Below are 26,915 nucleotides of genomic sequence, written 5' to 3'. Positions count from 1 at the left end.
GCGAATGTTGGCGAAACACCTCGAATCCAAACCCGGACGATGATCAAAACTGTGGGAGCGGGCTTGCTCGCGAAGGCTGTGTACCAGTCACCTCATGCAGTGGCTGACCGACAGCTATCGCAGGCAAGCCAGCTCCCACATTTGGGTTGTATTTCAAGTTCGAACCGGGTCGTACCGTCGGCGCGAATGTGGGCGAAACACCCCAAATCCAAACCCGGACGATGATCAAAACTGTGGGAGCGGGCTTGCTCGCGAAGGCGGTGTGTCAGTCACCTCATGCAGTGGCTGACCGACCGCTATCGTAGGCAAGCCAGCTCCCACATTTGGGTTGTATTTCAAGTTCGAACGGAGTCGTACCGTCGGCGCGAATGTTGGCGAAACATCCCGAATCCAAGCCCGGACGACGATCAAAACTGTGGGAGCGGGCTTGCTCGCGAAGGCGGTGTATCAGTCACCTCATGCAGTGGCTGACCCACCGCCTTCGCAGGCAAGCCAGCTCCCACATGGGGTTTTGTATTGTGGCTTAGGGCACCGCGCAACCTGTGGGAGCTGGCTTGCCTGCGATGGCGGGCTATCCGTCGATACAAGGTCAACTGACCCACCGCCTTCATGGGCATCTCCACAGTGCTGCTATCAGCGAGCGTCAACACTCCACGCTGCCTTCTTCACTTCAATCGCCTTGGGCAGCAGGTGGTTCTGATAGAACAAATCTGCCGTCGCCTGCTGCGCGTTAATGATCCCCTCATCAATCGGCAAGATCGGCGAAGGCGGGCGGTTATCCATGTAGCGTGCGATCACTTCGCGGGGCAGGCCCATGAACTGTGTCAGCACGCGCAGGCTGTCTTCGCGCTGGCTGCGGGTGAGGGCTTCGGCGCTGCTGAGTTCCTCCAATAGATCATGGATAAAGCCGCCGTTGTCCTTCGCATACTCGCGCCGCGCGGTATACACCGGCCCCGATAGGCCCAGGCCTTCGCCGTTCGCCAGCACATGGCTGGGGCTCTGGCTCAAGGCGAGTGACGAGTAGGGTTCCCAGATCGCCCAGGCATCCACGCTGCCTTGTTCGAACGCCGCGCGCGCGTCAGCGGGGGGCAGGTACACCGGCTGGATATCCTTGTAGCTCAGGCCGGCTTTATTCAGGGCACGCAGGATCAGGTTATGGGAGCTGGAGCCTTTCTGGAACGCGACTTTCTTGCCCTTCAGGTCCGCCACTGAATGCAGCGGACTGTCGTTGCGCACCAGAATGGTTTCGGCACTGGGCTTGGCGGGTTCGGCGCCGATGTAGACCAGGTCGGCACCGGCGGCCTGGGCGAACAGCGGCGGGATGTCGCCGGTCGAGCCCACGTCCAGCGCACCGACGTTGAGCGCTTCGAGCATCTGCGGGCCGGCGGGGAATTCGATCCACTTCACCGTCGTCTGCGGGAAGCGCTGTTCGAGCAAGCCATGTTCCTTGGCCAGCACCAGGGCGATCGAGCCTTTCTGGTAGCCGATGCGCAAGGTGTCCGGTGCGGCCGCCAACGCAGTATGCGTAACCGCCAGCAGACTGAGCAATAACGCGGCAATCCTCATGCCTGAACCTCCTTGAAGCGATTTTGCGGGCGCGCCAAACCGAGGTTTTCGCGCAAGGTCGAGCCGCTGTATTCGGTGCGAAACAGGCCGCGCCGTTGCAGCTCGGGCACCACCTCGCGGGCAAAGTCTTCCAGCCCCCCGGGCAGATGCGGCACGAGGATATTGAAACCATCCGCTGCACCCTGTTCGAACCAGCGCTGCAGCTCGTCGGCGATCTGCGTGGGTGTGCCGATCAGGCTGTAATGCCCGCGACCGCCGGCAATTCGCCGGCCCAGTTGTGCCAGTGTCAGATGCTCGCGTTCGGCCAGTTCGCTCAACAGTTGCTGGCGGCTGCGCTGCCCGCTGTCGGTCAACGGCAGCGTCGGCAACGGCCCGTCCAGCGGGTAGCCGGACAGGTCGAAATTGCCCAGCATGCGCCCCAGCAACGCGACGCCCACTTCAGGTTCAACCAGCGCCTGGAACGCGGCGAATTTGGCCTGCGCCTCGGCCTCGGTCTGCCCGACCACCACAAACACGCCGGGCATGATTTTCAGCGCGTCCGCGTCACGTCCATATCGGCTCAAACGCGCCTTGAGGTCGGCATAGAACGCCTGGGCATTCGCCAGCGACGTCTGCGCGGTAAACACCACCTCGGCGGTCTGCGCCGCCAGCTCGCGGCCCGCCTCGGAAGAGCCGGCCTGCACGATCACCGGCTGGCCCTGGGGCGAGCGCGCCACATTCAACGGGCCCTTGACCCGGAAGTGTTCGCCGACATGCTCCAGCACATGCCGCTTGCTCGGGTCGTAATAGGTGCCACTGGCTTTGTCGCGTACAAAGGCATCGTCTTCCCAGCTGTCCCACAGGCCGGTGACCACTTGGTGAAACTCGCGCGCGCGGCTGTAGCGCTCAGCATGGCCCAGGTGTTCCTCGCGCCCGAAGTTCTGCGCTTCGGCGGCGTTGTCCGAGGTCACCAGGTTCCAGCCGGCGCGCCCGCCGGACAAGTGATCCAGCGAGGCGAATTTACGCGCCACATGGTAAGGCTCGTTATAGCTGGTGGTCGCCGTGGCGATCAGGCCGATATGCTCCGTCACTGCACTCAACGCCGACAGCAACGTCAGCGGTTCGAAATGGTCCGAGCGCGCCATATGGCTGGCGACCTCACCGGTGGCGGCAGCGATGCTGTCCGCCACGAACAGCGCATCGAACTTCGCCGCCTCGGCCACGCGCGCCAGGTGTTTGTACTGGGCGAAATCCAGCCCGGCATTCGCCGGCACGTCCGGGTGGCGCCAGGCGGCGACATGGTGCCCGGTGGCCATCAGGAAGGCGCCGAGTTTCAGTTGACGGCTCATGCTTAGAAATCCTTGCGCAGTTGCACGCCGAAGTAACGTTCATCGTCACGGGGCACGGCGCGGTAGATGTAGTTGCCGCCGGTGGCCAGCAGCGGTGAGTAGGACTTATCGGCAAGGTTCTTGGCCAGGAATGCCACGCGCCAGCCGTTGCTGTAGTCGGCCAGGGCCACGCTGGCGTTCCAGATGCCGTAGGCGCCTTGCTTGGTGTCGACATTCTGGCTGATGTCGTACTGCACTTCGCTCTGCCAGCTGTAATCGGTGCCCAGTTCGATGTCCAGGCCGTTATCCAGCGGGATTGTGTAGTCGGCGCGCACGTAGCTTTTCCAGTCCGGGCTGTACGGCAGCGGCTTGCCATTGACATTACAGGTGGCCGCCGCGCCCGCCGGGCAGGCGAATTCATCGATGCGTGCACGGGTGTAGGCCAGGGCACCCGAGAATTTCAGCTGTTGGGTGGCCTGCAAGGCGTAATCCAGTTCGACGCCCTCGGTGCTGACGCTGCCGGCGTTGATCAGGCGCGTGACCACCTGCCCGGCGACCGTGTCGAAAAAGTTGGCCTGGTAGTTGTCGTAATCGCTGTGGAACACCGCCAGGTTGGTGGTCAGGCGGTTGTTCCAGGCCGTGGCCTTGATCCCGGCTTCCCAGGTGTTGGAGGTTTCCGGCTTGAGCGCGTCGGTGTCACGCGCCAGCATGTTGAAGAACACGTTGTACGCCGGGCCTTTGTAGCCGCGCGAGTAGGTGAGGTAGCTGGTGATGTTGTCGGTGATGTCGTACTGCACGCCGAGGCGGCCGGACCAGCCATCCTCATCCACCGAGCCGGAACTCGAGGTGGCCGGTTGAATCCCGCTGACCAGGGTGGCCGAGGTGGAGGTGCGACGGTGGTCGTATTTCAGGTCGTCGTGGGTATAGCGCAGGCCGGCGATGCCGCGAAAGCGCGAGGTGAAATTCAGTGTGGTCTCGCCGAATACAGCGTAGCTGTCGCTGGTGGTGCTGTAGTCGGCGATCCCGCGGTCGGTGCGTGTGGTGGTCGTCAGCGTGCGCTGGTAGGTCTCTTTGTCTTTGCCGTGCATGTAGAACAGGCCGCCGACGTACTCCAGGAATTCACCTTTGGGCGACGCCAGGCGCAGTTCCTGGGAGTATTGGTCGAAGGCCAGCTCGCCTTTGTCGGCGGTGCCGGGGAACGCGGCGGTGACGCTGCCGAGGCGGTCGCCATCCTGGTACTGGGTGTTGTCCCAGCCGCGCCAAGCGGTGATCGAGGTCAGGGTGTAGTCGCCCAGGTTCCAGTCCAGTTGCGCAGACAAACCCTTGTTGGTGTCTTCCACATGGCTGCGGGTGTCGGTGTTGATATCACGGTTGTCGCTGGAGGCACGCACCGGGTTCAACGCATTGGCGAAGGCCGGGGTCAGGGACTTGCTCACCACGCCATTCGGCGCATCGTCTTGGGACTGCATGTAGTCGGCGATCAGGGTCAGTTTCACGTCGTCATTCGGGGTGAATTCCAGTTTGCCGCGAATGCCCTTGTGGTTGTAGCCGTTGACCTCCTGGCCATTATGTTGGTTGTCGACGTTGCCATCGTAGCTGCCGAACAACGTGCTGATCGAGCCCTTGAGCACGTCCGGCACCAGGCTGCCGCCGATGCCGAAGCGGGTACGGCTTTCATTGCCACTGTAGTAGGACTGGTCGATATAGCCATGGGTTTCGGCCGTCGGCGCCTTGCTGGTGATGTTCAGCACGCCGGCCGAGGCGTTCTTGCCGAACAGCGTGCCTTGCGGGCCGCGCAGCACTTCGATGCGTTCCAGGTCGAGCAGGTCGAGGGTGGCCTGGCCGGGGCGCGCGTAGACCACGCCGTCGACTACGGTGGCCACGGTCGGCTCGACGCCAGGGGAGGTGGAAATGGTGCCGACGCCGCGCACGAACAGCGACGTGTCCTTGTTCGATGCGCCGGTGCGGAAGTTCAGTGACGGCACTTGTTGTGCGATGCTCGCCACGCCGTTGCGGTTGTCGCGCTCCAGTTGCTCGCCGTCCAGGACGGAGACCGCCACCGGGACCTTTTGCAGCGACTCTTCGCGGCGGGTGGCCGTGACCGTGACGGACTTGAGCGTCGGTTCCGCTTCGTCGGCGGCAAAGGCGCCGGGTACGGGGAGGGCCGTCAAGCCGGCGAGTAAAAACAAGTGAGTGCGTTTGTGCATGCTGTGTCCGCTCGAAAGAAATGCCCTGAACCGCTGCGGTTCTTGCGACCGTCAGCGCCTGTGAAACTGTCTTGGGCATTCGCTCGAGCGAGTAGCAGACAACGCGCTTTGTTAGCGCTAACATCGGCATTATTGGTAGGTCTGGTTTAGAGCGTCAAATACTAAAAAATTAGCCCTATATTCTTTTTGGTTTTTAACAGGATCATCCCGTGAGCGAAGACAAACCGCGCAAACGCCGTGGCGCCGGGCGCGTCACCTTGAACACCGTGGCGCGCCAGGCCGGGGTATCGGCGATTACCGTGTCGCGCTATTTCAACCAGCCGGAACAGGTCTCGCCCGAGCGTCGCGAGCGCATCGCCGCGGTAGTCGCCGAACTCGGCTATGTACCCAATCTGGTGGCCGGCGGGCTGGCCTCGGCGCGGGGGCGGATCGTGGCGATGGTGATCCCGAACATCTCGGGGCCGATCTTCGCCAATACCATCCAGGGTTTCAGCGACACGCTCAGCCGCCACGGCTACCAGCTGTTGCTGGCGTCCAGTTACTTCAGCGCCGAACAGGAAGAAAGCGCGGTGCGCGCCTTCCTCGGCTGGTCGCCGGCGGCGCTGGTGCTGACCAGTCGCTTCCACAGCGCGGGCACCGAAAAGATGATCGCCGACGTCGATATCCCGGTGGTGGAAACCTGGGACTACGTGCCCGAGCGCGAGCCGTTGCAGATCGGCTTTTCCCACTACGACGTGGGCGTCACGGCCGCGCGCTACCTGCATGGCCAGGGCTATCGGCGCATCGCCTTCGTGCAGAACAGCGCCCCGGGCGACTTCAGCGCGTTGGAGCGGCGAGACGGGTTCGCCGCGACGCTGACGGCGTTGGGCGTCGACCCCTGGGTATTCGCCCCCGACGCTGACCGCGCGCCCTTTGAAGCGGGCAAGCAGGCGATGGAAACCCTGATGGGCCATGCGACACCGCCCGACGCGATCTTCTTCGCCAATGACAACCTGGCCGCCGGCGGCCTGTTGGCCGGGCAGCGTGCCGGCGTGAAGATCCCGCAGGACTGCGCGGTGCTGGGGTTCGGCGATTATCCGTTTGCCGAAATGTTGTTGCCGAGCCTCAGTACGATCAAACCGCCGGCCCTGGATATCGGTGTATTAGCAGCGACGCGGGTTCTGCAAAGTTTGGGCGTATTGCCGGTTGAAGAAGAAGTTCAGCGCTTGAATCTTTTGCAATGTCGCTTGATCGAGCGCGAAAGTGCCTGAATAACTAAGCACGTGGCTAATTGCAATTAGCCAAATCCTGACGGCAGGTAACGAAGGCTTTAAATGAAGGGTTGTACCGGAAATTCGGGACAGTCCTTGGCTATTCTTTTCAGTTTGTTTCCGAGCTTCCGGAACTAGCGTTGTAACTTCCAGTCGATAACCCCGGTTAACTTCGACTGCGGCGTGGCGAACTAATGGCCTTTTACCTTTAATGCCCAGTAGTTCCAAATAGCCATACTTTCTCGCAATCAGACACCCACTACTATGTCGTCCATGCCTATCGATGCCTGCCATCTGCAGATACCGCACACCGACCAAGTGTGCGCGTGGCTGATGCAGCACGCCGGGCTGAAAACCGTCGACCTGGAGCGTGCCCGACGCTTGTCCACCGATGCCGACGACCTGCTGGGGCTGCTGACGCGCCTGGGGCTGGTCTCGGAAGTCGAGCTGGCGCGTGCCTGGGCCGGCCTGCTCGGTGCGCCGCTGTTGCTGGCGGACGCCGCGCCGCCGCTGCTCGACCCTTTGCCGGCGCTCACCGAGCGCTTCATGCGCCACTACCAGGTGGTGCCCATGGGCTGGAACCAGGGCGGGCTGCGCGTGCTCGCGGCCAACCCCGCGCAGGCCTATCCGTTCCAGGCCCTGGCCTACGCCTGCCAGGTGCCGGTGTGGCTGGCGATCGGCCCGCGTACTGAAGTCGACACGCTGATCGAGCGCTATTACGGCCAGGGGCGTTCCGCCATGGGCACGCTGATCGAGAACCTCGATGAGCAGGGCGGCGCGCTGGAAGATATCGAACACCTCAAGGACATGGCCTCCGAAGCGCCGGTGATTCGCCTGGTCAACCTGATCCTGCAGCGCGCCGTGGAACAGCGCGCGTCGGATATCCATATCGAACCTTTCGAAAACCAGCTCAAGGTGCGCTACCGCATCGACGGCGTGCTGCACGACGCGGAGGCGCCGCCGGCCAGTTCGTCGGCGGCGGTGATCTCGCGGGTGAAAATCATGGCGCGCCTGGACATCGCCGAGCGGCGCCTGCCCCAGGACGGGCGGATCATGTTGCGTATCCAGGGCAAGGAGCTGGACCTGCGGGTCTCCACGGTGCCCACCAGTTTCGGCGAATCGGTGGTGATGCGCCTGCTGGACCGGCAGACCGTGCAGTTCGACTTCCCCAGCCTGGGCTTCGACGGCCAGCGCCTGGCGGCCTTCCTCGATCTGCTGGAGCGGCCCCACGGCATCCTGCTGGTCACCGGGCCCACCGGTTCGGGCAAGACCACCACGCTGTACACCGCGTTGGCGCGGCTCAACACCACCGAACGCAAGATCATCACCGTGGAAGACCCGGTGGAGTACCAGCTCGAAGGCATCAACCAGATCCAGGTCAAGCCGGCCATCGGCCTGGACTTCGCCGGTGCGCTGCGCTCCATCGTGCGCCAGGACCCGGACGTGATCATGATCGGCGAGATCCGCGACCTAGAAACCTGCCGCATCGCTATCCAGTCCTCCCTCACCGGCCACCTCGTGCTGTCCACCCTGCACACCAACAGCGCCGCCGCGAGTATCACGCGGCTGCTGGTCATGGGCGTGGAAAGTTACCTGATCGCCTCGACCGTCAGCGGCATCCTGGCGCAGCGCCTGGTGCGTCGGCTGGACCCGGCCACGCGCGTCGCGTTCGAAGCACCGCCGGAATTGGTCGAGGAACATGGCCTCGACCGCCTGACCGAACAGCGCCCGATCCTGCTCTACCGCGGCAGTTATCACGGCCGCAGCGCCATCACCGAACTGTTGGTGATGAACGATGAACTGCGCAGCCTGCTGATGCGCCACGCCGACGCCGACACTCTGGAGCAGGCCGCCCGTCGCGCCGGCCTGCGCACCTTGCATGAAGAAGGCCTGCGCCAGGCCTTGGCGGGCGTTACCTCGCTGGAAGAAGTACTGCGCGTCACCCGTGGAGAGGGCGCGTGAGCCTGTTCAAATTCCGCGCCCTGGACAGCCAGGGTGCCACGCAGAGCGGCACGTTGGATGCCGCCGACCAGGCTGCCGCCGTCGCTGCGTTGCACAAGCGCGGCTTGTTGCTGCTGCACATCGAAGCGGCGGGCAGCCGGCTGCTGCGCAACACGCGCGGGCCGTTGAAGGGCGCAGCGCTGGTGAGTTTCACCCAGCAACTGGCCACGCTGTTGGGCGCCGGCCAGCCCCTGGAACGTGCCCTCGGCCTGTTGCTCAAACAGCCCGGCCCGCCCGCGGTGCGCGCGTTGATCGAACGCATCCGCGAGCAGGTCAAGGCAGGCCAGACGTTATCCGCGGCGCTTGCGCAAGAGGGCGACAACTTTTCCCCGCTGTACCTGAGCATGGTGCGTGCCGGTGAAGCTGGCGGCGCGCTGGAAAGCACCTTGCGCCAGCTCAGCGATTACCTGGAGCGCAGCCAGTTATTAAGGGGCGAAGTGATCAATGCGCTGATCTATCCCGCGTTCCTGGTGGTCGGCGTGCTCGGTTCCCTGGCGCTGCTGCTGGCGTACGTGGTGCCGCAATTCGTGCCGATCTTCGAGGACCTGGGCGTGCCGATTCCATGGATCACCGAGGTGATTCTCGCGCTCGGCCAGTTCCTCGGTCGCTATGGCCTGGCGGTGTTGGCGGCGTTGATCGTGACGGCCTGGACACTCGCCGCGCGCCTGCGCGATCCCCTGCGCCGGCAACGCCACGACCGGCGCCTGCTCGGCCTGCGCGTGATCGGTCCGCTGTTGCAGCGGGTCGAAGCCGCGCGTCTGGCGCGCACCCTCGGCACCTTGCTCAGCAACGGCGTGGCGCTGCTGCAAGCGTTGGTGATCGCGCGCCAGGTCTGCAGCAATCGCGCGCTGCAGGCCCAGGTGGCGCAGGCGGCGGAGTCGGTGAAAGGCGGCGGCACCCTGGCCAGTGCATTCGGCAGCCAACCGCTGCTGCCGGAGCTGGCCCTGCAAATGATTGACGTCGGCGAACAGGCCGGGGAACTGGACAGCATGCTGCTCAAGGTGGCCGACATTTTCGACGTCGAGGCCAAGCGCGGCATCGACCGCCTGCTCGCCGCGCTGGTGCCGTCGCTGACTGTGGTCATGGCCGTGCTGGTGGCGGTGATCATGCTGGCGATCATGCTGCCGCTGATGAGCCTGACCAGCAATATATGAATCTTCAAGGAGCCAGACTGATGAAATCTTCACGCCGCCAACGCGGTTTCACCCTGCTGGAAATGCTCGCGGTGATCGTGCTGCTGGGCATCGTGGCAACCATTGTGGTACGCCAGGTCGGCGGCAATGTGGACAAGGGCAAATACGGCGCGGGCAAGGCGCAGCTGGCGAGCCTGAGCATGAAAATCGACAGCTACGCCCTGGATGTCGGCTCGCCGCCCAACAACCTGCAGCAGTTGGTGGACAAGCCCGGCAACGCGGCCAGTTGGGCCGGGCCATACGCCAAGCCGTCGGACCTCAAGGACCCGTTCGGCCACGCCTTCGGTTATCGCTTCCCCGGTGAACACGGCGCTTTCGACTTGATCTTCTACGGCCAGGACGGCCAACCGGGCGGCGACGGCTACAGCGCCGACCTGGGCAATTGGGAGTAACCCGGCGATGGCCCAGCGCGGCTTTACCCTGCTGGAGATGCTGGTGGTGATCCTGCTGCTGGGCGTCGCTGCCGGGCTGCTGGGGCTGGGGGTGCGCCAGGGGCTGCAGGCGGCGCAGGAGCGGCGGGTGGTCGGGCAACTGGTCGATGCGCTGCGTACCACGCGGGCCGGGGCGATTGTCGACGGCCAGGTAGCGCGCACGGCATTTGATTTGCCGGGCAGGACATTCCAGGCGCCGGGCCGTGCGCTGCAACACTGGCCGCCTGAGTTGCAGGTCAGGTTGCACACGGCTGAACAGGCGGGATCGGCCATCGAGTTTTACCCCGATGGCAGTTCCACCGGTGGCCATCTGGTGTTGGCCAACGGCAGTCGGCGTTGGCGCATTGATATCGGCTGGCTGACCGGCAGCGTCCAGTCCAGGGTGCTGCCATGAAACGCCAGGCGGGATTCACCCTGCTCGAAATGCTCGCGGCGTTGACGCTGATGGCGGTGTGCAGCACGGTGCTGCTGGTCGCGTTCGGCCAGAGCGCGCGCTCGTTGGCACACGTCGCCCGCAGCGATCGGCTCACCCACGTGGCGCTCACCGTGCTGGACCAGGAAGCGGCCGGGCGCCTGGTCGAAGGGCGCAGCCAGGGCGAACTGGATGGCATCCACTGGCAACTGACCCGTACCCGCCAGCAGCCGCAGCTGTTTCGCCTCGACTTGAGCGTGCGCGAAGGCCAGCACCAGGCGCACTTCAGCACCCTGAAGGCACGCCTGTGACGCGCCGCGAGCAGGGCTTCACCTTGCTGGAAATCCTAGTGGTCCTGAGTTTGCTCAGCGTGTTGCTGGTGCTGGTGGGCGGCGCATTGCTGGGCGCCAATCGCGCGGTGGCCAAGGCCCAGCGCTACACAGTCAGCCTGGATGAAAGGCGCGCCGCCCAGCAGTTCTTGCGCACGGCGATCAGCGAAGCGCTGCCCCTGGATGTGACCGAGGACGACAGCCAGGCCGATGGGTTTTTTGTCGGCACGCCCGAGCGCCTGCAGTTTGTGGCGACCTTGCCCGGTGTGCTCGGCGGCGGCATTCAACGCTTCACGGTGCAAAGGACCGGGCAGCAATTGCAGGTGGCGTTTTCGCGCTTGGAATCGGCCAGCACCGTCGCGCGTGATGAGCCGCAGGTGCTGCTCGACCACCTGCAAAGGCTGCAACTGAGCTATCGCGGGCTATCCCCGCTGGGCCAACCGACTGGTTGGATCGACACCTGGCCGTGGCCCCGGCGCCTGCCGGCGGCGGTGCGTATCGCCGCGCATGTCGACGGACCGGTGCCCTGGGTGACCCAGGTGATTGCCCTGCGCCTGAACCTGTCCAGTGGGAGCGTCGAGGAATGAGGCGCCAGCGCGGTGCCGCGCTGCTGCTGGTGCTGTGGGTGCTGGCCTTGCTCGCCGTGTTGCTCGGCGGCCTGGCCGGCTGGGTGCAACTGGAAAGCCGCCAGGCCCTGTGGCTGCGCCAGCACACCCAGACCGTACTGGCCGCCGAAGCCGGCATCGCCATGGCCATGGCTGATCGACACTGGATCGCCGATGGCCGCGACAGGGCCTTGAGTTTTGATGACGCGCAGGTGCAGGTGAACCTGCGCAGCGAGCGCGGCAAGCTCTACCTGATCAACGCCGAGGCGCAGGACCTCATGCGCCTGGCCCTGGCCTGCGGCGCCAGTCCGGCCGAGGCCGGGCAGTGGGTCAAGGCGCTGGAGGCGCGACGCAACCAGGGCCTGGCGCCGTTTCGGGTGCTGGAAGAAGTGCGCCAGTTGCCCGGCATGACCCAGGCGCTGTACAGCCAACTGCTGCCCGAGATCACCTTGTGGAGCGACCTCGATCGCCCCGACCCGGCCTTCGCCAGTCCCTTGATGCGCCAGGCACTCAACCTGCCACACGCGGACGCCGAGGGCGCCGACCCGGGAGAAGTGCTGGTGGTCGACAGCCGCGCCCAACGCCCCGGCGGCTATCAGGCCCGGCTGCAAGTCACGGTTTTATTGAGCCCATCGGAGGACAGCGCACAACCCTACCGGGTGCTGCGTTGGCAAGAATGAATCGACTCGAACCCATTGCCCGGCACTGGCGTGGCAGCCTGCTGCAACAAGGCTGGCGCCTGTGGCTCGCGGAACTGCGCGGTTGCCTGCCGCGTTGGCTGGTGCTGCGCGAACCGCCGGAGCAGATCCACCCGTGGCCGCTGACGGCGCCGGTTGCCGTGGATAGCACGCGCCAGGTGCTGATGCTCGCGCCCGAGGCGGTGTTGCTGCAAACCGTGCAACTGCCGCTGGCAGCGGCGCGCAACCTCAACGCCGTGGTCGGCTATGAACTGGACCGCTACACGCCGTTCGAAGCCGAACAGCTGTACTTCGTCGCCCGCCAGGAACGGCGCACGTCCAGCCACCTTGAGGTGACATTGGTCGCCATCCTGCGCGAGCGCCTGGACCAGATCCTTATCGACTGCGCAGCGTTCGGTCTGCATCCCCATCGGGTGGATGTGGCCAATCTGGGCATCGACCTGCTTCCAGCGCCGCTGCGTCCGCGTCAACGCCCGGTGGGCAAGGGCTTGCAACGCAGCCTGCCGTGGCTGTGCGGCGCCTTGCTGATTGCGGCGATGCTGCTGTGGCTCAACGACCGCCAACGCGTGCTCGACGCCATGCACGCCAGTGTCCAGCAGCAAAAGGCCGAGGTCGCGCATGTGCATGCGCTGCGCCAGCAACTGCTCACCACGCGTGGTGCGGCGCAGTACCTGACCCGGCGCAAACTGGCGCAACCGCCCCTGGCTGCGCTGCTCAATGACTTGACCACCTGCCTGCCCGCCGACACCTGGCTCGACCAGCTGGATGTGAAGGACGGCGAGATTTCGTTTGCCGGGCAAAGCGCCAAGGCCAGCGCCCTGATCACCCGGATCAAGGGCTGCCACAGCCTTGAAAACGCCCAGTTCGAAGGGGTGATTCAACCCGATGCCCGCACCGGCAAGGACCAGTTTGCCTTGCGCGCGCATCTACGCCAGGAGGCCGCCGATGCGCCGACCCCTCACACCCCGTGAACGTCGTGGCGCTGCCTTGCTGTTGTTGGCCATGGTGGTCGGCGCGGCCTATTGGCTGCTGATCGACAGCTGGTTCGCCGGCCCCCTGCGCGCCATGGGCGAACAGGCCGAGCAACTGCGCGAGCAGCAGCAACGCTACGCCGGCGTGCTGCGCCAGGGCGATTCCCTGCGCCAGCAACTGGAGCAGGCCAGGCAGGACCCGGCCAGCAGCACCAGCCTGTTGCCCGGGGATGACCCCGACGTAGTCGCCGCCGACCTGATGCAACGCCTCGCCGATCTGATCAACAGCCACGCCAACCTCGGCGGCGGCTGCAGCCTGACCCAGCGCCAGCCCATCACCCCGGAGCAGGACGACGGCGAGCCCTATCGCCAGGTCAAGGTCAGCCTCACCCTCAACTGCGCCATCGAGCCGCTCACGGCGATCCTGCACGAGCTGGAATACCAGCCGCCGTTCCTGTTCGTCGATGCACTGCGCGTGCGCCGTAGCCAGCAGGCCCCGGCCAGTGGCGGCGCGGGCCAACTGGTGGTGCACCTGCTGGTGCGCGGCTACCTGCAACCGCAGGGGGCGCGATGATCAGTGCCTTGCGCCCCCTCGAATGGGGCCTGCTGGTCCTGGCTGCCGCCTTGGGCGTGTTGATGGCGGTGATCCTCAGCAGCATCGGCGATGAGCCGCAGTGGCTGCCCGAACCCGCCGCGCGTGCCCATCCTTCGGCCAGGGTGCAGGTGGCGCCCAGCGTGCCGTTGGAAAGCCTCGCCGCCACCTGGCAGGCGCCGCTGTTCAGCCCCGATCGCAGCCCCGATCGCGTGGTCGGCAAGGCCCAGGTGTCGAGCCTGGCCAACCTGACCCTCAGCGGGATCATGATCACCGGCAACCTGCAGATGGCGATGCTCAAGCAGGCCGATGGCCGCGCGTTGACTGTGCGCCTGGGGCAGACCCTGCCCAACGGCTGGCGCCTGGAACACCTGACCCCGCAATACGCCCGTTTTGTGCTGGACGGCCGCACGCAAACCTTGAGCCTCTACGCCAGGCGCTTGCCGCCGCCGTCCTCCCGCCCACCGACTTCTCTTCCCCGCGAGCCCCTCCCTTGATCGATATGCGCACCTCAACGTTTTGCCTGGCCACCGCCATTGCCCTGGGTGGCTGTGGCGCCTTTCCCGAGCGTCTCGAGCCGGACGACGATCTGCTCCACGAAGCCATGCAAGGCACCGGTTCGCAACGTCCGCCCAGCGCACCGCCCGTGGCCGAAAACCCGCAAGCGGCCATCCCTGCGCCGCCGCAGCGCCAGCTGATTCGCGGCAACCAGCAGTTCGTGCGCCAGCCCGCCGCCACGGCGCCGGGGAAGGAGGAGGGCAGCGGCGATATCGTGTTCAACTTCCAGGACCAGCCCATTGAAGCGGTGATCAACAGCGTGATGGGCGACCTGCTGCATGAGAATTACACCATTGCCCAGGGCGTGAAGGGCAATGTCAGCTTTTCCACCTCCAAGCCGGTGGACAAACAGCAGGCGCTGTCGATCCTCGAAACCCTGCTGTCGTGGACCGATAACGCCATGATCCGCCAGGGCCAGCGCTACGTGATCCTGCCGGCCAGCCAGGCCGTGGCGGGCAAGCTGGTGCCGCAAATGCCGGTGGCCAAGCCGTCCAGCGGCTTGTCGGCGCGGCTGTTTGCGTTGCGGTATATCTCGGCGACCGAGATGCAGAAACTGCTCAAGCCGTTCGCCCGGGAGAACGCATTCTTGCTGGTGGACCCGGCGCGCAACGTGCTGAGCCTGGCGGGCACCCCGGATGAACTGGCCAATTACCAGGACACCATCGACACCTTCGACGTGGACTGGCTCAAGGGCATGTCGGTGGGCGTATTCGGCCTGCAACGTGCTTCGGTGGCCGAGCTGATGCCCGAGCTGCAGAGCCTGTTCGGCCCGGACAGCGGCATGCCTCTGGCCGGCATGCTGCGGTTTTTGCCGATCGAGCGCACCAACTCGGTGGTGGCGATCTCTTCACAGCCGCAGTACCTCAGCGAAGTGGGCGACTGGATCCGCACCATCGATGAAGGCGGCGGCAACGAGCCGCAGATGTACGTCTACGATGTGCGCAACATGAAAGCCTCCGACCTGGCCAAATACTTGCGGCAGATCTACGGCAATGGCGCGATCAAGGACGACACCCCGGCCAGAGTCGCACCGGGCCTGCGCACCACCACCCTGTCATCGCTCAACAGCAGCGGCGGCGGCTTGCAGAACACTCCGCCGCCGCCTGCCGATGAGCCCGAAGCCACCGGGGAAACGCCACCCGCCGCGCCGGATAAAAGCCTCGAGGCCGGCACCCGCATCACCGCACAACAAAGCAGTAACCAACTGCTGGTGCGCACCCGCCCGGCACAGTGGAAAGAGATCGAAGCCGCGATCAAGCGCCTCGACAACCCACCGCTGCAAGTGCAGATCGAGACCCGCATCCTCGAGGTCAAGCTCACCGGCGAGCTGGACCTCGGCGTGCAGTGGTACCTGGGGCGCCTGGCGGGAAATTCCGCCAGCACCACAGTGGCGAATGCGTCGGGCAGCCAAGGCGCCCTGGGCGGCGGCGGGGCAGGGCTGGGCGCGACGGATTCGCTGTTCTACTCCTTCGTCAGTTCCAACCTGCAAGTGGCCTTGCACGCCCTGGAAACCAACGGCCGCACCCAGGTGTTGTCGGCGCCGTCGCTGGTGGTAATGAACAACCAGCCGGCGCAGATCCAGGTCGGCGACAACATTCCCATCAGCCAGACCACGGTGAACACCGGTGATGCGGACACCACCTTGAGCAGCGTCGAATATGTACAGACCGGGGTGATCCTGGATGTGGTGCCGCGCATCAATCCGGGTGGCCTGGTGTATATGGATATTCAACAGCAGGTCAGCGACGCCGAGAACCCGGGTTCCAACAGCGACACGCCGGTGAACCCGCGCATCTCCACGCGCTCGGTGTCGACCCAGGTCGCGGTGCAGAGCGGGCAGACGGTATTGCTCGGTGGGTTGATCAAACAGGACAACGCCGAGAGCGTCAGCGCGGTGCCGTACCTGGGGAAAATCCCCGGGTTGCGGTGGTTGTTCGGCAATACCAGCAAGTCCAAGGATCGCACCGAGTTGATAGTGTTGATCACGCCCAAGGTGATCACCAGCAATGGCCAGGCGCGGCAGGTGACAGATGATTATCGGCAGCAGATGCAGCTGTTGCGGCCTTGAGGCCGACCGGTGTGGTCAACATGTAGGCGCTGGCTTGCCTGCGATGGCGTCACCTGGGTATGCCTGATTTACCGAGGTGTGCGCATCGCAGGCAAGCCAGCTCCCACAGAAAAGCCAATCAGCCTTTGATCCGGCTTTTGATCTTGATCCTCAGGCGCCCCATTAACCACGCTGGCCGGAATTCGATATTGATTTGGGGGGTAAACCGGCAGGGATGCCGGTTTAGCCGCCCCGCGCCATGGATGGCGCGTGGCGGCGGCGCCCCAAATCAATGTCGGATTACGGGCACGCCGAGCCTAGGCGAGGTGCCGAGTGGTGGGGCAAGAGCGTTTTGCTTACTTTTGCGCTTTTCAAAAGTGAGCCGCCGTAAGGGCGGAACCCATAGCCGCCGTCACCCAGATAACGGATATGCACCCTCGCCCCGCACCAAACATAATCTCAAAAAGACATTACCAACAAGAATAAAACAAATAACAAATAATGAATTTAGAGAATATTAGCTTATACCCAAATAGCATTATATTTTTGATATCCATTCCTTTATGTTGAATCCAACAGCCTACCCCTGACCTCGGATGGTACCCAGCGTAATTCAGATTCTGCCCGCCACAACCGGGTCACGCGCCCTGCGGCAGAATCGTTGGAAGGGAGTTCAACGTATGTTGCCAATTCAATCCCCACACCTGCCCCACACCTAGTTCCAATCGCCGCGACACCCCTTGAAAAACATCGAGCACCGCGCACGACCGCGTGATTGCCCGACCTCGCGATTTGGAAAGTCTGGAGTGGCTATGAAGCACGTTTTACAACCGACCGCCGTAGTGGCCCTGGCAATCCTGGCCGCTGCGGCCCAGGCCCAGGACGACAGCACCCTGTCTACCGTGGTGGTCACCGGTAACCGTGGCGCCGAACAGCGCACGGTCACCAGCAGCCCGGTGCCGATCGATGTGGTCAGCGCCAAGCAATTGCAGAGCACCGGCAAGCCCGGTCTGATGGAAGCGCTGAGCGCAGTGATCCCGTCGCTGACCCTGCCGGAAAAGACCGGCTGGGACGCCAGCGGCATTGCCCGCGCACCCAACCTGCGTGGCATGAGCGCCGCCGAAGTGCTGGTGCTGGTCAATGGCAAGCGCCGCCACACGGCCGCGACCTTGAATATCAACGGCATCAACACCGGCGCGGCGCCGGCCGACCTCGACCTGATCCCCATCAGCGCCATCGACCATGTGGAAGTGCTGCGCGACGGTGCCGCTGCCCAGTACGGTTCGGATGCCATCGCCGGGGTGATCAACGTGATCCTCAAGGCCGACACCAGCGGCACCTCGGTGACCAATGTCGGCCAGGGTTATGACGGCAAGAAGCAGACTGTGCAGCAAAGCCTCAACAAGGGCTTTGAAATCGGCAACGGCGGCATCGTGCAACTGGCGCTGGATGCGCGCAGCCAGAACGATGACAACAAGGCCAGCGCCAACGGCTACACCTACGCCCAGGCCTATGAGCAGGCCGGGCGCTCGACCTACGGCGGCTACGGCCCCCCCAAGACCAACCTGCTGACCCTGGGCTACAACGCCGAGTTGCCGATCGGCGACAGCTTCAGCCTCTACTCTTTCACCACCTATTCGCGACGCAAGGCCGAGCAGGGCCAGAACTTCCGCCTGCCGACCATCACCAACACCATCACCACCGGACCCAACGGTTACCCTGGCGGCTACACGCCGACCTGGTTTATCGACGAGGACGATTTCCAGGCCGCGTTGGGTGGCAAAGGCACGGTCGGCGAGTGGGACTGGGACTTGTCCACCACCTACGGGCGCAACGACGCAGAGCAGGGCACCACGCATAACCAGAACCCGTCGCTGGGCGAGGCCACGCCGAACCACTTCACCTCCGGCACCTGGATTTCCACCGAGCTCACCACCAACCTCGACTTCAAGCGCGGCTTCGACATCGGCCTGCAAAAGCCCCTGGACCTGAGTTACGGCTTCGAGCATCGACGTGACACCTATGAGGTCCAGGCCGGTGATTACGCGTCCTACGCCAACGGCGGCTACTGCGTGGCGCCGGGCAACTGTGCATCGTCCGGGGCGCAGGTCACCAACGGCATTTCGCCGGATGAAGAAAGCAGCGCCTCGCGCAACAGCCTGGCCAGCTATGTCGACGTCGGCTTCAACCCCGTGCCGGACTGGTACGTGGGCACTGCCTTTCGCTACGAACACTACAACCAGGGCGTGGGTGCGACCCGCAGCGGCAAGCTGACCACCCGCTATGACTTCACCCCGCAGTTCGCCGTGCGCGCCACCGTGAGCAATGGCTTCCGTGCACCGTCCCTGGCCAACAGCCTGTTCAGTGCGCGCTCGACCACGTATGGCGTGGTGAACGGGGTGTACCAGTCGATCAACTACGGCGTGCTGCCGGTCGGTTCGGCGGCGGCCAAGGCCCTCGGTGCCGAGGAACTCAAGCCCGAGCGCTCGACCAACTTCAGCCTCGGTTTCACCCTGACGCCCACCGATCGCCTGAACTTCACCGCCGACGCCTACGTGATCAACCTGCGTGACCGCATCACCCTCACCGGTACCTTGCTCGGCCCGGAAATCACCCAGGTACTGCAAGGCAACGGCATCACCTCCACGTCCGGCGGGCAGTACTTCATCAACGGTGCCGACACCCGCACCAAAGGCCTGGACCTGGTCGGCAACTACAGCCAGGACCTGGGCCAATACGGCGCGCTGAAGTGGACGGCGGCGTTCAACTGGAACCAGACCAAGATCCTCAACTACAAGGAGTCGACCACGATCCTGGGCACCGCCTATGACCTGATGGACCGCCAGGCGCGCAACCTGATCACCGGTGTGCAGCCCAGCACCAAGCTGATCCTGGGCGGCGACTGGAGCATCGACCGCTTCAACCTCAACCTGGCCCTGACCCGCTACGGCTCCTACAAGGAGGTCAACGTCTCCGATGACCGCAGCCTCGACCGGGTCTACAGCGCCAAATGGATCACCGACCTCGACCTTGGCTACAACCTCACCAAAGACCTCAACGTGGCCATCGGGGCCAAGAACCTGTTCGACGTCTACCCCAAGAAACAAGGCGTACCCAGCAGCACCATGGTCAGCAGCTACGGCACCTATTCGCCCTTCGGTTTTACCGGTGGCTACTACTACACCCGCTTGACCTATGCCTTCTAAGGCCGAGGAATAAACCATGCCCATTGTCGCCAAATCCTATGACCTGATTGATGAGGTCACCGACCAGCCGGTTCGCCAGAGCCGTGTCTCCACGCCGATCAAGGCCTTGCAGGTGGTGCCGGCCCGGCACCCCTGGCGCTGGGCAGGGTCGATCTTTGCCGCGCTGGTGCTGCTCGCCATCGTGCACTCCCTGGCCACCAACCCACGCTGGGAGTGGGGCGTGTTCGGGCAGTGGTTCTTCTCGCCGTCGGTGCTGCGCGGCCTCGGCCAGACGCTGTTGCTGACCCTGCTGAGCACCGTGTTCAGCATCATCCTCGGCACCGCGCTGGCGCTGGCGCGGCTGTCGGGGTCGCCGTTGCTGGCGGCCCTGGCCTGGGGCTATATCTGGTTTTTCCGCTCGATGCCGGCATTACTGGTGCTGATCATCCTCTACAACTTCGCCTACCTGTACGACCACATCGTGCTCGGCGTGCCATTCACCAGCGTGGTCTTCGCCGAGTGGTCGACGGTGGACGTGCTCAGCCAATTCACCGTGGCGGTGCTTGGCCTGAGCCTGATGCAGGCGGCCTATGCGGCCGAGATCATTCGCGGCGGCCTGATCGGCGTCGACGCCGGCCAGCATGAGGCCGCGGCGGCCCTGGGGCTGCCGGCTTCGCGGCGGATCTTCCGGATCATCCTGCCCCAGGCGCTGCGCTCGATCCTGCCGTCGGGTTTCAACGAAATCATCGGCCTGGTCAAGGGCACCTCGATTGTCTACGTGCTGGCCCTGCCGGAGCTGTTCTACACCGTGCAGGTCATCTACAACCGCACCCAGGCGGTGATCCCGCTGCTGATCGTCGCGACCGTCTGGTACCTGATCATCACCACCGTGCTCACCAGCGCGCAGTACTACGTCGAGCGCCACTTTGCACGGGGCACCGCGCGCGTGTTGCCGCCCACGCCGCTGCAACGCATACGCGGCTGGCTGAAGGAGAAAACCCATGGCTGAAGCACGCGCCGGGCGTATCCAGATCCAGGGCGTGGGCAAGCGCTTTGGCAACCAGCAGGTGCTCAAGGACATCGACCTGACCATCGATCCGGGCAAGGTCACGGTGATTCTCGGGCCTTCGGGCTCGGGCAAATCCACCCTGCTGCGCACCATCAACCACCTGGAGAAGATCGACAGCGGGCACATCACCATCGACGGTGAATACGTCGGCTACCGGCGCAAGGGCGACCTGCTCTATGAACTCAAGGAGCGCGAGATTCTCAAGCGGCGTATCGACGTCGGTTTCGTGTTCCAGAACTTCAACCTGTTCCCGCACCTCACTGCCTGGGAAAACATCGCCGAGGCGCCGCTGGCCCACAAGCGCTGGAGCAAGGCCGAGGCGCAGGCCAAGGCCAGTGAACTGCTGGCCAAGGTGGGCCTGGCCGACAAGGTCGACGCCTACCCGCGCCAGCTCTCCGGCGGCCAGCAACAGCGCGTCGCCATCGCCCGCGCCCTGGCGCTGGACCCCAAGGTGCTGCTGTTCGATGAACCGACCTCGGCCCTCGACCCGGAACTGGTGGGCGAGGTGCTCGACGTGATCAAGGGCCTGACCCAATTGGGCGTGACCCTGGTGATCGTCACCCACGAAATCGGCTTTGCCCGCGAAGTGGCCGACCACGTGGTGTTCCTCTGTGACGGGCAACTGATTGAAGAAGGCCCGCCCGAACAAATTTTCCGCCAACCCCGACATCCCCGCACCGTGGCCTTTCTCGGCAAGGTGCTTTAGTTCAAGGAGTGACTGCCCATGTTTATCACCACAGCCCGCGTGGCCCTGCTGGCGCTGGCCGTCAGCACCGCGCAAAGCGCCTTCGCCGTGCAACAGGTTGACCTCAGCCCTGACCGCGTGCGCATCCATGTGCCGCGCAATGAAGCGGCGATCGCGCAGATCCCGCCAGGTTTCAAGTTCGCCCAGCCGGGCAAGTTCACCGTCGCCGTGTCCGGTGTCGCCGGGCCGCCCCTTGCCCTGCTCGCCAGTGACGACAAGACCACCATCGGCAGCGAAGCCGATACCGCGCAACTGGTGGCCGACAGCCTCGGCCTGCAACTCAACGTGGTGCAGACCAGTTGGGAAGACTGGCCCCTGGGTGTCAGTTCGGGCAAATACGACGCGGTGATCAGCAACGTCACCGTGACCGAGGCGCGCAAGAAGCGCTTTGACTTCGCCACCTATCGCCAGGACGTGCTGGGCTTCTACGTGAAGAGCACCAGCAAGATCACTGAGATCAAACAGGCCGAGGACATTGCCGGGCTGAAGATCATCGTCGGTTCCGGCACCAACCAGGAAAAAGTCCTGCTGGCCTGGAACGACGCCAATGAAAAGGCCGGCCGCAAGCCTGCGCTGTTGCAGTACTTCGACGACCAGGCCGCTGCGCAACTGGCGGTGCAGTCCGGGCGCAGTGATGCGCTGTTCGGGCCGAACTCGGTGTACGCCTATTCCGCCGCGATCACCGGCGGCATCAAGCGCGTCGGCACCGTCAACGGTGGCTGGCCGTTGCAGGCGGATATCGCCGTGACCACGCGCAAGGACAATGGTCTGGTCAAGCCGATCCACACCGCGCTGGAAGGCGCGATTGCCGGCGGCCAATACGAGCAGGTGCTGCAACGCTGGGGCCTGGACGTGGAGCGGGTCGACAAGTCGCTGATCAACCCACCGGGCCTGCCGGATTAAGGAGGATTTGACATGGGACTGACACGACGTGAAGCGCTGTCCAGCATTGCTGCGGTCGGCGGCGAAAAAGCCGTCAAGGATGCGCTCGCGGTATTGGGCCTGGGGCCTTCATCCCACCGCCGCCCGCAACCGCTGAAACTCAAGGAAGGCCTGGGGCAGGGCACCCGCGTGCTGGTGCTCGGTGCCGGGATTGCCGGGCTGGTCACCGCCCTGGAATTGACCCGCGCCGGCTTCAGTGTGCAAGTGCTGGAGGCGCGTGAGCGGGTCGGCGGACGCACCTGGACCCTGCGCAACGGCGACCGCGTCGACTACAAGGACGGTCGCACGCAGACCGTGGCATTCGATCAGGGCCTGTATTTCAACGCCGGCCCTGCGCGCATCCCCAGCCAGCACCGCACGATTCTCGACTACTGCAGCGAGCTGGGCGTGCCCCTCGAAGTGCTGGTCAACAGCAGCCATGGCGCCCAGGTGCGGCCGGATGTGAGCAAGCCGGCGTTCACTGTCGGCCAGGCGATCAACGATGCGCGCGGGCACCTGTCCGGGTTGCTGGCCAAGGCGGTGCAGCGCGATGCCCTCGATGATGTGTTGAGCAGTGAAGAACGCACGCGGTTGCTGGCGTTCCTGCAGGTGTATGGCGACCTGTCCCAGGAGCTGGCCTTCGAGGGCACGATTCGTTCCGGGCACCTGGAATCGCCCGCGCATCCTGGTGCCTTGCCGGCCAGCCGTGGTCCGCTGGCGCTGGATCAACTGCTGCACCCGGAACTCTGGGGCGCTTTGTTGCATACCGAGTTTCCGGAATTCTCGGCGACCATGTTCCAGCCGGTCGGCGGCATGGACCGCATCACCGATGCGTTCTACGAGCGGGTCCGTGGACAGGTGCAACTGGGCGCGCAGGTGCGCCAGATCCGCCAGCTGGAAGACGGCGTGGCTGTCACCTACCACGACACCCCGAGTGGCCGTGAACAGGTGGTTCGCGCCGATTACCTGGTCTCGACCCTGCCGTTGCCGCTGCTGGCCAGGCTCGATACGGACTTCAGCGACCCGATCAAGGCCGCCTTGCTCAGCACCCGCAGCGACCAGGCCACCAAAGTCGCCTGGCAATCGCCGCGCTTCTGGGAGACCGACTATCGCACCTACGGCGGCCTGTCCTGGATCGAGCACCCGGCGCGCCTGCTGTGGTACCCGAGCAACGACCTCAATACCCGCGAAGGCCTGCTGGTGGCGGGCTACGTGACCGGGGAGGGCGCCGCTGCCTTTGGCGCCCAGCCGTTCGACAAGCAGTACGCCACCTCCAAGGAAGCCGTGGAGCTGTTGCACCCGGGCTACTCGAAACACCTGCGCAACCCGCTGGCCGTGTCCTGGGAACAGATTCCCTACAGCGAAGGCCCGTGGCTGCAACGCGAACACTTCCCCGCCGACGCCAGTGCCTTGCTCGAACAGGCGCATGGGCGCGTGTACTTCGCCGGCGATGGCCTGGTGCAAAGCGGCGTGGGCATCTGGCAGGAATCGGCGGCCAACTCCGCACGGCATGTGGTCGCGCAATTGGCTGAGCGCGTGACCCAACAAACCCACCTTGCGGCCCTGGCCGCCTCCTGAGGATCAACACCATGAGCGACAGCATTCAACGTACCAGCGTCGGCGATTTCCCGATCTCGCAGACCGTCACCGTGCCGGCCTCCGCCAGCCTGATCTTCGTCAGCGGCACCTTGCCGGACCTGCACGACGCCAATGCCCAGGCGGGCACGCCGGCGGCTTATGGCGATACCGAAGTGCAGACCGTGTCGGTGTTCAACAAGATCCGCAGGATCCTTCAGCAACACGACCTCGACCTGGGCGATATCGTGCAATTGCGCGTGTTCCTGGTCGGCGCCGAAGAGACGGCCGGCAAGCTCGATTTTGCCGGCTTGCAGCGTGGCTATACGCAGTTCTTCGGCACGCCCGAGCAGCCGCACAAACCCGCGCGCACGGCGTTGCAAGTGGTGGCGTTGCCACTGCCCGGTGCACTGGTGGAAGTCGAAGCCATCGCTGCCCGCACCGCTTGATGCCAACCAGGAGACCTCCCATGTCCACAGCACTACGGCAACTCAAATTCGGCGCCATCCTCACCGGTGTCGGCACCGCGCAAAACGAATGGCTGCACCCGCAGATCCCAGGCGATGCCAGTGTCGATATCGACTGGTACCGTGCCCAGGCGCGGCAGGCGGAAGCGGCCAAGTTCGACCTGGTCTTCATCGTCGACAGCCCCTACATCACTGCGGATTCGGCGCCGCATTTTCTCAACCGCCTGGAGCCGCTGACCCTGCTCTCGGCCATCGCCGGGGCGACCTCGAAGATCGGCCTGGTGGCGACGTTGACCACCTCCTATACCGAACCTTTCAACGTCGCGCGGCAGTTCGCCTCGCTGGACCTGATCAGCGGCGGGCGTGCCGGCTGGAACGTGGTCACCACGGGCCTGGAGGGCGCGGCTGGCAACTTTGGCCGTGAACAGCATATCGACCATACCGAGCGCTACCGCCGCGCGGCCGAACACCTGGAGGTGGTGCAAGGCCTGTGGGATTCCTACGAGGACGACGCCTTCGTGCGCGACAAAGCCAGCAAGGTCTTTCTCGACCCGCAGCGCCAACATCGTCTTGACCACCATGGCGAGTTTTTCTCGGTGACCGGGCCGCTGAATATCCAGCGTTCGGCGCAGGGGCAGCCGGTGATTTTCCAGGCGGGCATCTCCGAGTCCGGGCGCAGCCTGGCGGCCAATTATGCCGAGGGGATTTTTGCCGGCGTGGGTAACTTCGAGGATGCCCAGGCCTACTACAGCGACATCAAGCGACGCACCGCAGCGGCGGGGCGCAACCCTGACCACGTGACCATCCTGCCGGGCATTTCGCCGATCATTGCCGACACCGACGAAGAGGCCCAGGCCATCGACCGCGCGCGCAATGGCGAGCTGGACCTGGACAAGGCGCTGGTACAACTGGGGCGGCCGTTCAACTACCACGACTTCAGCCAGTACCCGCTCGACGAACCTTTTCCGGAACTGGGCGACCTGGGCAGCAACGGTTATCGCGGGCATGCCGAGAACATCAAGCAGGTGGCCCGTGACCAGAAGCTGACCCTGCGCCAGGCGGCGCTGCGTTTTGCCAAGCCGTTTTCGAGTTTCGTCGGCTCGCCGAAGACCGTGGCGGACGAGATCGAGCGCTGGTTCGTCGAGGGCGCGGTGGATGGTTTCAACATCCACGTGGGCGCGCCGGATGACTTTGCGCGGTTTACCGACCAAGTGTTGCCGCTGTTGCGTGAGCGTGGGTTGTTTCGCCATGAGTACAGCCACGACACTTTGCGTGGGCACCTGGGCTTGCCGGTGCCGGTGAATCGCCACACGGCGGCGCGGGTGACGGATGAGGTTTTGAAGGTTGTAGGGGCTTAGATTGTGTGGGGATCCGTTGTTGGGTAACGGCTGCAATGGGTTCCGCCCTTACGGCGGGTCACTTTTGGAAAAGCCCCAAAAGTAACCAAAAGGGCTCTTGCCCCAACACTCGGCACCTCGCCTAGGCTCGGTGTGCCCGCACGCAGGCTTGAATCCGTGGGCCGCCGCAATGGGCCATCCCTGGCCCAGTGCGGCTAACCCGGCGTCCTGCCGGGTTACCCACGGATTCAAACCTGCGTGCGGCCAGCGTGTTTAATGGGGCGCCTAGGATCAAGATCAAAAGCGGCTCGCTTCGCATCGTGGATGCGCTTTTTGATCTCTGCGGGAGCCGGTTTGCCGGCGAAAAAATGTGATGGCGCTGCGTACATTCTGATATTTCCGCGTCATCGTTAACGACCATCGCAGGCAAGCCAGCTCCCACATTTGATCTCCATATGCCCGGTTGCCTGAGCCATACCTTGAGCCCCCTGTGGGAGCGGGCTTGCCCGCGAAGGCGGTGTGTCAGTTGATGCATCAGGTGCCTGACCCACTGCTTTCGCAGGCAAGCCCACACATTTGATCTCCATATGCCGGGGGGCCTGAGTCAAACTTAAATTCCTGTGGGAGCGGGCTTGCTCGCGAAGGCGGTGTGTCAGTTGATGCATCAGGTGCCTGACACACTGCTTTCGCAGGCAAGCCAGCTCCCACATTTGATCTCCATATGCCCAGATGCCTAAGCCATACCTCAATTCCTGTGGGAGCAGGCAAGCCAGCTCCTACACATATCCGCTCTTGATCTAACCACTCAGGCCGGCTGCCAGGCCGCGGTGCTTTTGCTTTTGATCTTGATCTTGATCTTGATCTGGGCGCCCCATTAAACACGCTGGCCGGAATTCGATATTGATTTGGGGGGTAAACCGGCAGGGATGCCGGTTTAGCCGCCCCGCGCCATGGATGGCGCGTGGCGGCGGCCCCCCAAATCAATGTCGGATTACGGGCACACCGAGCCTAGGCGAGGTGCCGAGTGTTGGGGCAAGAGCCCTTTTGGTTACTTTTGGGGCTTTTCCAAAAGTGACCCGCTGTAAGAGCGGAACCATAGTCGACCATCACCCAAATAACGGATATGCCCCCCATCCCCCCAAACCCCAAAAAATGCAATTAACTGATCATCCACCGCAAGCATATTAAAAAAAGCTGATTATTAGCATATGACTACAAAGCCTTTTACAGACGTTTCTTAGACGAATACCTTTCAACCCAGCGACAACACACTCGACCCGACCCCTCGCATGGTGGAGGTGAGCACCGACTATACCCACCTGCGAGGGCGCCCCTGATCATGACGACCTGACCACACTTCCCGCCGCCACACCGTCCTTGCGTTTTCACAGCCGGCCCTGCCGAGCCACGAATTCGCTCGCCTATAAAAACTGCCTGATCAGGGGTTGC

22 protein-coding genes are annotated in these 26,915 nt (G+C 64.1%); 19 read left to right on the top strand and 3 right to left on the bottom strand.

Features of this window, described 5'->3' with window-relative positions; genetic code table 11:
* Positions 1–633: 633 nt before the first annotated feature.
* The 3 genes from AC07SI_RS14110 to AC07SI_RS14100 are packed head-to-tail and all read right to left on the bottom strand — an operon-like array spanning position 634 to position 5,080.
* On the bottom strand, positions 634–1,566 hold the full coding sequence (locus AC07SI_RS14110; RefSeq protein ID WP_495005915.1) for a sulfonate ABC transporter substrate-binding protein: 933 nt from the start codon (positions 1,564–1,566) through the stop codon (positions 634–636).
* Positions 1,563–2,894 carry an LLM class flavin-dependent oxidoreductase gene (locus AC07SI_RS14105; protein WP_495005914.1) on the bottom strand — a complete coding sequence of 444 codons (1,332 nt, stop codon included), beginning with the start codon at positions 2,892–2,894 and terminating at the stop codon, positions 1,563–1,565. The genes AC07SI_RS14110 and AC07SI_RS14105 overlap by 4 nt, the downstream gene beginning before the upstream one ends.
* Before the next feature lie 2 nt (positions 2,895–2,896).
* The gene (locus AC07SI_RS14100) at positions 2,897–5,080 is read right to left on the bottom strand and encodes a TonB-dependent receptor (RefSeq protein WP_495005913.1); all 2,184 of its coding nucleotides are present in this window, start codon (positions 5,078–5,080) and stop codon (positions 2,897–2,899) included.
* A 209-nt stretch (positions 5,081–5,289) separates the two neighbouring features.
* Here AC07SI_RS14100 and AC07SI_RS14095 point away from each other — a divergent pair, with 209 nt between their 5' ends.
* The 19 genes from AC07SI_RS14095 (at position 5,290) to AC07SI_RS14005 (ending at position 25,487) form a co-directional block, all read left to right on the top strand.
* The gene (locus AC07SI_RS14095; RefSeq protein WP_282397084.1) at positions 5,290–6,330 is read left to right on the top strand and encodes a LacI family DNA-binding transcriptional regulator; all 1,041 of its coding nucleotides are present in this window, start codon (positions 5,290–5,292) and stop codon (positions 6,328–6,330) included.
* A 264-nt stretch (positions 6,331–6,594) separates the two neighbouring features.
* Positions 6,595–8,292 carry a type II secretion system ATPase GspE gene (gspE, locus tag AC07SI_RS14090; RefSeq protein WP_495005912.1) on the top strand — a complete coding sequence of 566 codons (1,698 nt, stop codon included), beginning with the start codon at positions 6,595–6,597 and terminating at the stop codon, positions 8,290–8,292.
* Positions 8,289–9,485, top strand: a complete 1,197-nt coding sequence (gene gspF / locus AC07SI_RS14085; RefSeq protein ID WP_495005911.1) for a type II secretion system inner membrane protein GspF — start codon at positions 8,289–8,291, stop codon at positions 9,483–9,485. Before gspE ends, gspF begins: the two co-directional genes overlap by 4 nt.
* Before the next feature lie 20 nt (positions 9,486–9,505).
* Positions 9,506–9,916, top strand: a complete 411-nt coding sequence (gene gspG, locus AC07SI_RS14080) for a type II secretion system major pseudopilin GspG (protein WP_106803214.1) — start codon at positions 9,506–9,508, stop codon at positions 9,914–9,916.
* Between the two features lie 7 nt (positions 9,917–9,923).
* Positions 9,924–10,349 (top strand): GspH/FimT family pseudopilin, encoded by a 426-nt coding sequence (locus tag AC07SI_RS14075; protein ID WP_262133259.1) that lies wholly within the window; start codon positions 9,924–9,926, stop codon positions 10,347–10,349.
* Entirely contained in the window at positions 10,346–10,678 is a 333-nt protein-coding gene (locus tag AC07SI_RS14070; RefSeq protein ID WP_106803216.1) for a prepilin-type N-terminal cleavage/methylation domain-containing protein, read from the top strand. Before AC07SI_RS14075 ends, AC07SI_RS14070 begins: the two co-directional genes overlap by 4 nt.
* Positions 10,675–11,283, top strand: a complete 609-nt coding sequence (locus AC07SI_RS14065) for a prepilin-type N-terminal cleavage/methylation domain-containing protein (RefSeq protein WP_065903570.1) — start codon at positions 10,675–10,677, stop codon at positions 11,281–11,283. The genes AC07SI_RS14070 and AC07SI_RS14065 overlap by 4 nt, the downstream gene beginning before the upstream one ends.
* Positions 11,280–11,981 carry a general secretion pathway protein GspK gene (locus AC07SI_RS14060; protein WP_106803218.1) on the top strand — a complete coding sequence of 234 codons (702 nt, stop codon included), beginning with the start codon at positions 11,280–11,282 and terminating at the stop codon, positions 11,979–11,981. Before AC07SI_RS14065 ends, AC07SI_RS14060 begins: the two co-directional genes overlap by 4 nt.
* On the top strand, positions 11,978–12,970 hold the full coding sequence (locus AC07SI_RS14055) for a PilN domain-containing protein (protein ID WP_262133261.1): 993 nt from the start codon (positions 11,978–11,980) through the stop codon (positions 12,968–12,970). The genes AC07SI_RS14060 and AC07SI_RS14055 overlap by 4 nt, the downstream gene beginning before the upstream one ends.
* Positions 12,945–13,544 (top strand): type II secretion system protein GspM, encoded by a 600-nt coding sequence (gene gspM, locus AC07SI_RS14050; RefSeq protein WP_120449156.1) that lies wholly within the window; start codon positions 12,945–12,947, stop codon positions 13,542–13,544. The genes AC07SI_RS14055 and gspM overlap by 26 nt, the downstream gene beginning before the upstream one ends.
* The gene (locus AC07SI_RS14045) at positions 13,541–14,059 is read left to right on the top strand and encodes a type II secretion system protein, XpsN-like (RefSeq protein ID WP_065903562.1); all 519 of its coding nucleotides are present in this window, start codon (positions 13,541–13,543) and stop codon (positions 14,057–14,059) included. The genes gspM and AC07SI_RS14045 overlap by 4 nt, the downstream gene beginning before the upstream one ends.
* 5 nt (positions 14,060–14,064) lie before the next feature.
* The gene (gene gspD / locus AC07SI_RS14040; protein ID WP_495005910.1) at positions 14,065–16,188 is read left to right on the top strand and encodes a type II secretion system secretin GspD; all 2,124 of its coding nucleotides are present in this window, start codon (positions 14,065–14,067) and stop codon (positions 16,186–16,188) included.
* A gap of 791 nt (positions 16,189–16,979) precedes the next feature.
* A complete protein-coding gene (locus AC07SI_RS14035) occupies positions 16,980–19,373 on the top strand; it encodes a TonB-dependent receptor plug domain-containing protein (RefSeq protein WP_495005909.1) in 2,394 nt (797 codons plus the stop codon).
* Positions 19,374–19,389: 16 nt separating this feature from the next.
* Complete coding sequence (locus AC07SI_RS14030) at positions 19,390–20,361, top strand: amino acid ABC transporter permease (protein ID WP_065903553.1); 972 nt, start codon at positions 19,390–19,392, stop codon at positions 20,359–20,361.
* A complete protein-coding gene (locus AC07SI_RS14025) occupies positions 20,354–21,127 on the top strand; it encodes an amino acid ABC transporter ATP-binding protein (RefSeq protein ID WP_065903551.1) in 774 nt (257 codons plus the stop codon). The genes AC07SI_RS14030 and AC07SI_RS14025 overlap by 8 nt, the downstream gene beginning before the upstream one ends.
* Positions 21,128–21,145: 18 nt before the next feature.
* Positions 21,146–22,069 (top strand): ABC transporter substrate-binding protein, encoded by a 924-nt coding sequence (locus tag AC07SI_RS14020; protein ID WP_065903548.1) that lies wholly within the window; start codon positions 21,146–21,148, stop codon positions 22,067–22,069.
* 12 nt (positions 22,070–22,081) lie between these two features.
* Complete coding sequence (locus tag AC07SI_RS14015; RefSeq protein WP_065903546.1) at positions 22,082–23,665, top strand: flavin monoamine oxidase family protein; 1,584 nt, start codon at positions 22,082–22,084, stop codon at positions 23,663–23,665.
* A gap of 11 nt (positions 23,666–23,676) precedes the next feature.
* Complete coding sequence (locus tag AC07SI_RS14010) at positions 23,677–24,111, top strand: RidA family protein (protein WP_106803223.1); 435 nt, start codon at positions 23,677–23,679, stop codon at positions 24,109–24,111.
* Between the two features lie 20 nt (positions 24,112–24,131).
* Positions 24,132–25,487, top strand: coding sequence for an LLM class flavin-dependent oxidoreductase (locus AC07SI_RS14005; protein ID WP_495005908.1), 1,356 nt, complete (start codon positions 24,132–24,134; stop codon positions 25,485–25,487).
* Positions 25,488–26,915: the final 1,428 nt, after the last annotated feature.

This window comes from Pseudomonas sp. GW821-FHT05D12 (assembly GCF_059419825.1).
This window is presented reverse-complemented; position numbering and strand designations above follow the sequence as displayed.